Annotated in this window: 8 protein-coding genes; 4 read left to right on the top strand and 4 right to left on the bottom strand. The window is 65.2% G+C overall.

Annotation, left to right across the window (positions count from 1 at the left end; genetic code table 11):
* Window positions 1–438: 438 nt before the first annotated feature.
* From BVH01_RS08045 to betC, 3 genes are all read right to left on the bottom strand, one after another.
* The gene (locus BVH01_RS08045) at window positions 439–2,004 is read right to left on the bottom strand and encodes a SulP family inorganic anion transporter (protein ID WP_075929847.1); all 1,566 of its coding nucleotides are present in this window, start codon (window positions 2,002–2,004) and stop codon (window positions 439–441) included.
* A 255-nt stretch (window positions 2,005–2,259) separates the two neighbouring features.
* Window positions 2,260–3,189, bottom strand: a complete 930-nt coding sequence (gene choX, locus BVH01_RS08040) for a choline ABC transporter substrate-binding protein (RefSeq protein ID WP_075929846.1) — start codon at window positions 3,187–3,189, stop codon at window positions 2,260–2,262.
* 91 nt (window positions 3,190–3,280) lie between these two features.
* Window positions 3,281–4,789, bottom strand: coding sequence for a choline-sulfatase (gene betC / locus BVH01_RS08035; RefSeq protein ID WP_075929845.1), 1,509 nt, complete (start codon window positions 4,787–4,789; stop codon window positions 3,281–3,283).
* Between the two features lie 110 nt (window positions 4,790–4,899).
* On the opposite strand from betC, the gene BVH01_RS08030 reads away from it, so the two are divergent.
* From BVH01_RS08030 to pbpG, 4 genes are all read left to right on the top strand, one after another.
* Window positions 4,900–5,853, top strand: a complete 954-nt coding sequence (locus BVH01_RS08030; protein WP_075929844.1) for a LysR substrate-binding domain-containing protein — start codon at window positions 4,900–4,902, stop codon at window positions 5,851–5,853.
* Complete coding sequence (locus BVH01_RS08025) at window positions 5,850–6,209, top strand: DOPA 4,5-dioxygenase family protein (RefSeq protein ID WP_075929843.1); 360 nt, start codon at window positions 5,850–5,852, stop codon at window positions 6,207–6,209. Before BVH01_RS08030 ends, BVH01_RS08025 begins: the two co-directional genes overlap by 4 nt.
* A gap of 54 nt (window positions 6,210–6,263) precedes the next feature.
* Window positions 6,264–7,127 (top strand): carboxylate/amino acid/amine transporter, encoded by an 864-nt coding sequence (locus BVH01_RS08020; RefSeq protein WP_075929842.1) that lies wholly within the window; start codon window positions 6,264–6,266, stop codon window positions 7,125–7,127.
* 168 nt (window positions 7,128–7,295) lie between these two features.
* Window positions 7,296–8,201 (top strand): D-alanyl-D-alanine endopeptidase, encoded by a 906-nt coding sequence (gene pbpG / locus BVH01_RS08015; protein WP_075930974.1) that lies wholly within the window; start codon window positions 7,296–7,298, stop codon window positions 8,199–8,201.
* A gap of 50 nt (window positions 8,202–8,251) precedes the next feature.
* On the opposite strand, the gene BVH01_RS08010 is transcribed toward pbpG, so the two are convergent.
* Window positions 8,252–10,636: a TonB-dependent receptor gene (locus BVH01_RS08010; RefSeq protein ID WP_075929841.1), complete on the bottom strand. Its 2,385-nt coding sequence runs from the start codon at window positions 10,634–10,636 to the stop codon at window positions 8,252–8,254.
* Window positions 10,637–10,695 lie beyond the last annotated feature (59 nt).

Here is a 10,695-nt window from a genome sequence, read left to right as displayed (position 1 = left end):
CGCTGCGAGGTCGCAGCTCCTACAGGGTTGGCGGTGCCCGGTGAGGTGCCGGAGCAGCGTCTGGTGGGTGCCTTGACCTGTCTCGGGCTAGGGCTGTAGGAGCCCCGACCCGGGGCGAAACAATCCTGACCATCCTGCAGAGCGGCGTTATGGCCACCATTCGCTGCGAGGTCGCAGCTCCTACAGGGTTGGCGGTGCCCGGTGAGGTGCCGGAGCAGCGTCTGGTGGTTGCCTTGACCGGTCTCGGGCTAGGGCTGTAGGAGCCCCGACCCCGGGGCGAAGCAATCCTGGCCATCCTGCAGAGCGGCGTTATGGCCACCATTCGCTGCGAGGTCGCAGCTCCTACAGTGTCGTTGGCACTAGGCGAGTCTGGCGTGCGGTGGATATTGCTTCCTGGGTATCGCTACGCTCAACGCCAGGCTACGGGCGGCTGCCGGCTCACTCCTCGAACTGCACCGGGCAGGTCGCGCCTTCGAGTTTCTGGATTTCCTCGATCACGTGGGGGCGGGCGTGGCGCAGCACCAGCTGGCGGTGCTGCGCCATCAGGCGGCGCGCTTCCAGATGAAGCATCTCCACGCCGGCATAGTCGATGAAGTTTATATGCCGGGCGTCGACCACCACCCGCTCGCCGCGGCTGAGTTGCAGCACCTGCTGCACGTAGTGGCAGGCGCCGAAGAAAATCGAGCCTTCCAGGCGCAGCAGTTCGTCGTCGCCGTCGCGGGTGTATTTGAAGCGCGGCTGCGAGGTGCGCTTGAGGTAGAAGAACAGCGAAGCCAGCACGCCGGCGTAGATGGCGGTCTGCAGCTCCAGCACCAGGGTGGCGAGCAGGGTCAGCAGCATCACCACGAACTCGGCGCGGCTGACCCGCAATAACGCGCGCACGCCCTCGACGTCCACCAGGCCCCAACAGATCAGCAGGATCGCCGCGCCCATGCTGGGCAGGGCGATATGGGCGATCAGTGGCGCGCAGAACAACGCGAAGGCGGCCACCAGCAGCGCCGAGAACACTCCGGCCATCGGCGAGGTGGCGCCTGCCTGCAGGTTCAGCGCCGAGCGGGTGAAGGAGCCGGCTGACAGCGAGCCGGAGAACCATGGGCCGATCATGTTGGACAGGCCCTGGGCGCGCACTTCCTGGTTGGCATCCAGCAGTTGCTGGGAGCGGGCGGCCAGGGAACGGGCAATGGACAGGCTGGTGACCAGCCCGAGCATGCCGCAGGCGATGGCGGCGGGCAGCAACCCGAGCAGGCTGTTGACCTCGACATGCAGCAGGGTGAACGGCGGCAGTGAGCCCTCGAAGGCATCGACCAGGCGGATGCCGGCGAAGAAGCCGGGTAGGGCGGCAACCAGCAGACTGCCAGCCACGACGCCGATCAGTAATGCCGGCAGGCGCGGCCAAAGGCGCCGGCAGAGCAGGCTGACCGCCAGGGTGAAAGCGGCGACCAGCATGGCGTGCCAGTCGGCTTGGCCCAGATGCTGGCCGAGGTCGAGCAAGGTCGCCACGGCAGTGCGCTGGCTGTCCACGTCGAGGCCCAGCAGGTTGGGTAGTTGGCCAAGGGCGATCACCAGCGCCGCGCCCAGGGTGAAGCCGAGGATCACCGACGGCGAGACGAAGTTGACCAGGTTGCCGAAGCGCAGCAATCCGAGCAGCCACTGAAACAGCCCGGCAAGAAAGGTCAGCACCAGCACCAGGGCGACGAATTCGTCGCTGCCCGGCCGGGCCATGGGGCTGACGCTGGTGAACAGGACGATGGAAATGGCTGCCGTCGGCCCCCCGATCAGGTGCCACGACGAGCCCCACAGGCAGGCGATGATCACCGGCACGATGGCCGCGTAGAGGCCGTACTCGGCGGGCAGCCCGGCGATCAGCGCGTAGGCGATCGACTGCGGCAGGGCGAGGATGGCGCCGCTCAGCCCGACCAACAGGTCCGTGCCCAGGCTGCGTCGGGTGACGGTCGGCCACCAGAGCAGGAAGGGCAACAGGCTGTAACGGCTGGGTAGGCGCATGCGGTTTTTCGTTAAGTGGTTCGGAGGTGGGGCAGGGTAGCAGAGGTGCTCGTCTTGGTTTTCCTAGCGTGTTCGAGTACATCGTATAGGGCTTGGAAAGCCAGAAGCAGATACTCAAACCAGCCTGTGGGAGCCCCGACCTCGGGGCGAAACGATTGCTGCCTGACTGCCTATCGGCGGTGCCTGAGCGAATCGCCGCAAGGTCGCGGCTCCTACAGTGGATCGCATAATGACCGTTTCCGCCACCTAACGGCCCTACAACTTAGCCTTCACCGCCGCCAGCGCATCGCCGCCCTCGCGGGTGGTCACGCCGTCGAGCCAGCCGTTCAACACCTCGGGGTTGGCCTTGAGCCAGGCCTTCACGGCCTGGTCGTTGCTGGCCTGCTTGCTCAGCACCTGGTCCATGATGGCGTTCTCCATGTCCTGGGTGAACTTCAGGTTGCCGAGCAGCTTGCCTACGTTCGGGCACTGCGTCGCGTAGCCCTTGCGGGCCAGGGTGTTGACGCTGCCGCTGTCGCCAAAATACTTCTCGCCGCCCTTGAGGTACTTCATGTCGTATTGCACGTTCATCGGGTGCGGCGTCCAGCCGAGGAATGCCACGTAGTCGTTGCGCTTCACTGCGCGGCCGACCTGCACCAGCATGGCCTGCTCGCTGGACTCGACCAGCTTCCAGTCCTTCAGGCCGAATTCGTTGGCGGCGATGATCTCCTTGATCGACTCGTTGGCCGGCGCGCCGGAGGCGATGCCGTAGATCTTGCGGTCGAACTTGTCGGCGTGCTTTTCCAGGTCGGCGAAGGTCTTCACGCCGGCGTCATAGGCGTAGGTCGGCACCGCCAGGGTGTACTCGGTGCCGCTGAGGTTCTCGGCGACTTTATCCACAGCCCCATTGGCGACGAACTTGTCGTAGTTGGCCTGCTGCGCTGGCATCCAGTTGCCGAGGAACACGTCCACCTGGCCCTTTTGCAGGCCGGCGAAGATGATCGGTACGCCCAGGGTCTGGGTCTTCACGTCATAGCCCAGGCCGTCGAGCACCAGGCTGGCGATGCCATTGGTCACGGCGATGTCGCTCCAGCCCGGATCGCCGAGCGTCACCGTGGCGCAACTGGCGTCTTCGGCGTGGGCCTGGCTGGCCAAGGTGACGGCCAGGAGCAGGCTGCCTGCAACGGCTTTCTTGAACGTTTTCATGCCTCTGTCCTTATGTTGGTTTTCGGTTGGGCAGGCTATGCGACGCAAGCGAGCGCGCCAGGTTCCCGCTTTTTGGCCCCGGCGCGCGACGTCACGGTTGGGGAAAGCGGGCGCGGCGCTCCAGGTCGTCGAGGTCGATGTGATTGCGCATGTATTGCTCGCTGGCATCGACCATCGGCTGGTGGTCCCAGCTCTTCAGGCGGCCCTTGGTCAGTGCCTCGGCGACCAGGCGGCGACGGCGCTGGCTGGCCAGGGTGGCGCCGTGGATGGCGGCCATGTCCCAGCGGCTGCGCGCCTCGGCGAGAAAGGCGGTGACCTGCTCGCGGTGATCCGGCGAGGCGGCGAGGTTCTCGCGCTCCTGGGGGTCGTTGGCGACGTTGAACAGCAGCAGCGGGTCTTCCTCGCTGTAGACGAATTTCCATTCGCCGCGGCGAATCATCATCAGCGGGCTGGTGGTACCTTCGGCCATGTATTCGCCGAGCACTTCATCGTGGCCACCATTGCCCTGCAAGTGCGGCAGCAACGAGCGACCGTCCAGGGCCAGGCCGGCATCTACCTCGCCGCCGGCCAGTTCCACCAGCGTCGGCAGAAGGTCGACGGTGGACACCGACTGCCTCACCCGATGCGCCGCGAAGCGCGCTGGCGCATGCACCAGCAGCGGCACCCGGGCGGCCATCTCGAACCAGTGCATCTTGTACCAGAGGCCGCGCTCGCCAAGCATGTCGCCGTGGTCGCCGGAGAACACGATGATGGTGTCGTCGGCCAGCTTGCAGTCCTTCAACGTCTTGAGCAGCTTGCCGATGTTGTCGTCGATATAGCTGCAGGCGCCGAAGTAGGCGCGCCGTGCGTCGCGGATCTTATGCTCGGGCAGCGGCTTGTCCCACAGGTCGATCACCTTGAGCAGGCGCTGGGAATGGGGATCCTGTTCGGCCTGGTCGATCACCTGACGGGGCAGGGGGATGTCGTCATCGCTGTAGCGATTCCAGTATTCCTCGGGGATGGTGTACGGGTCGTGGGGGTGGGTCATCGACACGGTCAGGCAGAACGGCTGGTCGGGCGTCACCCGCACGTGGTCGTAGAGGTACTGCTGGGCCTTGAACACCACCTCTTCATCGAAGTCGAGCTGATTGGTGCGCACACAGGGGCCGGCCTGCAGCACCGAGGACATGTTGTGGTACCAGCTGGCGCGTACCTCGGGTTCGTCCCAATTCACTGCCCAGCCGTAGTCGGCGGGGTAGATATCGCTGGTCAGGCGTTCCTCGTAGCCGTGCAGCTGGTCCGGGCCGCAGAAGTGCATCTTGCCGGACAGCGCCGTGCGGTAGCCGAGGCGGCGCAGGTAGTGGGCGTAGGTCGGCACGTCGGCGGGGAAGTCGGCGGCGTTGTCATAGGCGCCGATCTGGCTGGGCAGCTGGCCGCTGACCAGGGTGAAGCGCGACGGCGCGCACAGCGGGCTGTTGCAGTAGGCAGAGTCGAACAGCACGCCCTCGGCGGCCAGGCGCTGCAGGTTCGGCACCTTGATCGGTGAGTTGGCGTCGTGCAGGGGTAGCAGCGGCGCGGCCATCTGGTCGGCCATGATGAAGAGAATGTTGGGGCGTTTCATGGCGGCGTATTCCATATCGTTGTTTTATGCGAAATTGATCAGTCGATGATCAAGGCTCGATGAACGGGGGTAAACCCGGATGCAGCACATGGCTCGGATAAGCAGCGCTTATGTTTGAAGCGCTCGAGGGCATATCGCTCGACACGCTGCGGGTGTTCGAGTCGGCCGCGCGGCACCTGAGTTTCACCGCCGCAGCGGCCGAGCTCGGCAGCACCCAACCGGCAATCAGCCAGCAGATCAAACGGCTGGAGGCGCAATTGGCGACCCGCCTGTTCGACCGCGTCTACCGCGGAATCGTGCTGACGGATGCCGGCGAGGCGCTGCTGCCGCCGGTGCAGGAGGGCCTGGCGGCCATGGACGCCGGGCTGACGACGGTTGCCGGCCGCCAGCAGCACGAGGTGCTGCAGGTGGCGACCGATTTCGCCTTTGCTGCCTACTGGCTGATGCCGCGCCTGCAGCGTTTTCACCAGAGGTACCCGGACGTGGACGTCAGCCTGGTCACCAGCGAGCGCGACCTGGCCAGCCTGCCGGCGGAGATCGACGTGGCCATCTCCTTTGGTGACGGGCGCTTCAAGCACGGCGAGCAGCACCTGCTGTTCAGCGAGGAAGTGTTCGCCGTCTGCAGCCCGCTGCTGCTCAAGGATGTCGAGGCCTCTGCGGGTGAGCTGCTGGCGCGCCTGCCCTTGCTGCACCTGCGCCCGGAAAGCCGCTCGCGCTGGTTCGACTGGAGCGGCCTGTTCCGCGCCCTGGGCATCGCCGAGATGCCCAGCCCCGGCAGCCTGCGTTTCGACAACTACACGCTGCTGATCCAGGCGGCCATCGCCGGGCGCGGCGTGGCCATCGGCTGGCGGCATCTGGTCGACGAATTGATCGGCCAGGGCCTGCTGGTGCGGGTCGATTCGCGCTCGGCCACCTCGCGCTTCGGCTATTACGTGGTGCTGCCCGAGCGCAAACGGCGCATTCGCCTGGTGGAGCATTTCGTCGCCTGGCTGCAGGATGAACTGCAGCGCGAACCCCTGCCGGATCGGCCGGGTGGTATCGACCCCAAAGGACTTGCCCTATGAGCGAAACCAGAATCCGCGGCTACCACGCCCACGTGTATTTCGACGCCAGCAGCATCAGCCAGGCCCGGGCGCTGTGCGAAGCGGCCGCCGCCCGCTTCGCGCTGAAGATGGGGCGCATGCACGAAAAACGGGTCGGCCCGCACCCGCAGTTGAGTTGCCAGCTGGCGATGCGCGCCGAGCTGTTCGGCGAAGTGATTCCCTGGCTGATGCTCCACCGTGGCGAACTGGTGGTGCTGGTTCACCCGATTACCGGCGATGACCTGATCGACCACCGCGACTACGCCTTCTGGCTGGGCGCTGCACAGCCCCTGGATCTTTCCGTGTTGTCGGGCGGGCCGGTGACCTTCGAGCTCTGACGCCCAGGCCCGGGCAAGGTATGATCCGCGGCTGATTTTCCGAGAGCCCGCGCCATGCCTTACCTGCTCGCCGTCACCGTCCTCTGGGCGTTTTCCTTCAGCCTGATCGGCGAATACCTGGCCGGTCGGGTGGACAGCGACTTCGCCGTGCTGGCGCGGGTGGCGGTGGCAGCGCTGGTGTTCCTTCCGTTCACGCTCTGGCGTGGCCTGCCGCGGCGTTTGTTGGCCGGCTTCTGGCTGGCCGGCGCACTGCAGTTCGGCGTCACCTACCTGTGCCTGTACCGCAGTTTCCAGGTGCTGACGGTACCCGAGGTACTGCTGTTCACCGTGCTCACGCCAATCTACGTGACCCTGCTCGACGACGCCCTGGCGCGGCGCTTCAGCCCCTGGGCTCTGGTCGCCGCGCTGGTGGCGGTCGGCGGCGGCGTGGTGATCCGCTTCGAGCGCCTGGAAGGCGAGTACCTGATCGGCTTCCTGTTGCTGCAATTGGCCAACCTGACCTTCGCCGCGGGCCAGGTGCTATGCCGCCAGTTGCTCATGCGCTACCCGACCGAGCAGCCATTGCACCGCTTCTTCGGGCATTTCTTTCTCGGTGCGCTGGTACTGGTGGTGCCTTCGTTCCTGCTGTTCGGCAACCCGGACAAACTGCCGAGCACCGCGCTGCAGTGGGGCATCCTGCTGTGGATGGGCCTTTTCGCCACGGCGCTGGGGCTGTTCTGGTGGGTCAAGGGCAGCGTCAAGGTCGATGCGGGCACCCTGGCGGTGATGAACGAGTTGCACGTGCCGGCCGGCCTGGTGGTGAACCTGCTGATCTGGAACCGCGAAGCCGACCTGCCGCGCCTTGCTATGGGCGGGGCGATCATCCTCGCATCGCTGTGGCTCAATCGTCTCGGCAGGCGGCGCCTGGCAACGGCCTGATCCATTTATCGGACAATAGGAACCTGCCTTGACGGGTGCTAACATCGCACCTTCAATTGCGAATGCAATTAGCTGTTTTTCAAACCCTATTGCCATTAGGGCATGGACGAAGTTCCTTCACCGGCATGGAGCGCCTTTCCAGTCATCTCTTGCCTTGTGAATGCCATCGTGAATATTCGTCGCCCCTTCGCCAGCCTCGCCCTGGCCTGCCTGTTTCTCGTCGCCCCTCTGGCCTCCGAAGCCGCCGCTCCCGCCAAGCAGGAGCTGGCCTCCGGCAGCGCCTTGCTGGTCGACCTGACCACCGATAAGGTGCTGTATTCCAGTAACCCCAACATGGTGGTGCCCATCGCTTCGGTCACCAAGCTGATGACCGCCATGGTCACCCTGGACGCCAAGCTGCCGCTCAACGAACAACTGCCGGTAATCATCCGTGACGTGCACGACATGCGCGGCGTGTATTCGCGCGTGCGCATCGGCAGCGAGATCAGCCGCCGGGAAATGCTCCTGCTGACCCTGATGTCGTCCGAGAACCGCGCTGCCTCCAGCCTGGCGCATCATTATCCGGGCGGCGTCACCGCCTTCGTCGCGGCCATGAACGCCAAGGCCCGCGCCCTGGGCATGACCCAGACCCGCTACGTGGAGCCGACCGGCCTGTCCGAGCACAACGTTTCCACCGCCTACGACCTGGTCAAACTGCTCAAGGCAACCCGCAGCTATCCGCTGATCGGCGAACTCAGCTCCACCCCGGAAAAGACCGTGGCCTTCCACAAACCCAATTACACCCTGGGCTTTCGCAACACCAACGCCCTGACCCGCAAGGCCGGCTGGGATGTGCAGCTGACCAAGACCGGCTTCACCAACAGCGCCGGCCACTGCCTGGTGATGCGCACCACCATGGCCGGCAAGCCCGTGGCCTTCGTGGTGCTCGATGCCTTCGGCAAGTACACCCACATGGCCGATGCTAGCCGCCTGCGCAAGTGGGTGGAAACCGGCAAGGTCACCCCGGTGGCGCCCGCCGCCCTGGCCTACAAGCAGCAGCGCGCCTCGCAGCGTCAGTTGCAGGCGTCGCAGTAAGTCGCCTGCCAACCGCTCGCAACCCGTGCGGGCGATTGGTCGAGCGCTGCCTAGAACTCCACCTGATAGGCCAGGGCGAAGGTACGCCCGCGGCCTTTGAAGTTGGAGTCGTTGGCCACCCGGCCTGCCTGTGAGTAGTAGGTGAAGTAGTCTTCATCGAGCAGGTTGTCGATGCTCAGCGACAGGCTGCCGACCGGCAAGGCGTGGCTGACGGACGCAGACAGCAGCGAATAGCCGTCGAAGTGCAGATTTGGACTGTCGAAGCTGCGGCTCACGTAATGGTCGTACTGCAGGTAACTCGACCAGTCCTCGTTCCAGGTGGCGTTCCAGCCCAGGCTGTAGTGGTTCGGCGCGATGTTCAGACCGTCGAGGGTGGTGTCCACCCGGCCATCGTCATTGGTGTCGGACCACCCCTTGCTCTGGCTATAGGCGAGCCGCAGGCGGTGATCGTCGGTAATCCGCCAGTTCGCAGTGGCTTCGAAGCCCTCTATCTCGATGCGTTCGCGGTTCGCCACGTACAGGCCGTTGACCATGGCCAGGCGCTCGCCCTGGTTGGAAAATGACTCGTAGTAGCTGAGTTCGGCATCTACACGACCGAATTCCAGGCGCAGGCCCAACTCCCGCGAGCGGGTGATGATCGGCTCCAGCTCCAGCAGGCTTTCCACGGCCAGGCCGGGCGTGCGCAGGCCGCGCAGCACGCGACCGACATCGGGCATGCCGAAGCCTTCCGAGTAGCCGCCGTAGAGCTGCGCCCAGTCGTTGGCCTGGTAGGTGAAACCGTAATTGCTCAGGGTCTGGCCGAAGGACAGTTCGCCGCCGGTGACGGTCACACCGTTGTTGGCGGCCAGGGTGCGATAGGTATCCACCTCCAGCTCGGCATGCTCGCGGCGCACGCCGGCGGTCAGGGTCAGGCGCTCGGTCGGGTGCAGGTCGCCCTGCAGGAAGATGGCCTGGTTGTCGTAGGTGGACGGTGGCACGTAGGCGCGGTTGGTGAGCGACAGGTATTGCTCGGATTCGTCGCGCAGCAGATCCACCCCGCCGGCCAGGTCCAGCCAACCGTCGAATAGCCCGCTGCGCCGCAGGGTGAACTTGCCGCCCCATTTATCCGAGATGCTGCGTGACTGATCGAAGCCATCGGGCGCCACCTCGGGTTCGACGAAACTGGCGGAGGTCAGGGTGCCGAACTGGCCCTGGTAGCGCTGCCGGTAGAGCTGCACGTCCAGTTCGTTGCCGAACAGGTCGTTGTGGGCATAGCCGAGCGTGAACTGCTGGGTGCGGTTGAAGGCCGGTTCGCCGCCGGGATCGCCCTTGCGCGCAGTGGTGGGTATTCCGGCCGCAACGTTGCCGGGAACGGCGACGTAATCGTTATGACCTTTGAGCTCGTACTGGTTGGCGCTGAAGCTCAGGTGTTGATCGTCGTCGAGCCAGTAGCCCAGCTTGAGCATCAGGTCGTGGTCGCGGCTGTCCTGGATCTCGCCCAGATAAGAGGTGCCGATGAGCCTGCCGTCGGCATCGCGATAGGCGCCGCGCTCCTGCCAGGTAGCGGCCAGCAGCGCTTCCCACTGATCCTGTTGCAGGCTGGCCTGGTAGTTGAACTTGTAGCCGAGGCCGTCGCTACCGTGCTCGCCGCTTTCCACGCGTACGCCTGCGCGCTGGCGCAGGCCATCGCCACTGGCGCGTTTGGTGATGAAGTTGATGATGCCGCCGGTTGAGCCCAGGCCGTGTTCGGCGGTGGCGCCGTGAATCACCTCGATGCGCTCGACCTGTGCGAGATCGATGGCGTAGCTGCTGCGTGAATCATCACGCAAAGAGCTGCCCTGGGGCACGCCGTCGACCAGGAACAGTGGCGAGCGACCGCGCAGGGTTTCGCCTGACGAGGACATCTTCTGCCGGCTCGGCGAATAGGAAGGAATCAGGCTGCTGAGCACCTGGCCGGGGTCACTGCTGAGTGCGAGCTGGCGTTCGATGTCGGCGCGTTCGATGGCCGTGACGCGCTGCGGCGTGCGGCCCATGGCCTTATCGTTGCGCAGGGTGCTGACCGTCACCTGGGTCGCGGAGAGTTCTAGCGGCGCTGCGATTTGCTGGGTGGCTACCGGCACCAGTCTGTATGTGCCATTGGCCTGGCGCTCGGCCTGCAGGCCGCTGCCCGACAGCAATTGGGCAAAGCCTGCATCGATGCTGTAGCGGCCTTGCAGGCCTGGGCTCTGCAGGCCCTGCAATCGGCCGGCGTCGAAGGACAGGGCGACGCCTGCCGAGCCAGCGTACTGCGCGACGACCTGGGCCAGCGGGCCTGGCGCGATTTCGAACGCGGCAGCCGTCTCGCGGCTGGCCGCCTCCTGGGCGAGCGCCGGTTTTGCCAGCAGCACCGGCGACCAGAAGGCAGCGTGAATGGCCAGGTACAGTGGCCGTGCCAGAGAAGCGCTTTTGCGTGTCATGGATATCCCCTTGGTGTGGCAATCAAGAAGGGGTCGAATAACGTCTGGAAAAAGTGCAA

The sequence above is a fragment of the Pseudomonas sp. PA1(2017) genome (assembly GCF_001945375.1).
In the GTDB taxonomy this organism is placed as follows: Bacteria; Pseudomonadota; Gammaproteobacteria; order Pseudomonadales; family Pseudomonadaceae; genus Aquipseudomonas.
Note: the sequence above shows the minus strand (reverse complement) of the source record. Positions and strands in the feature narration are given on the sequence as shown.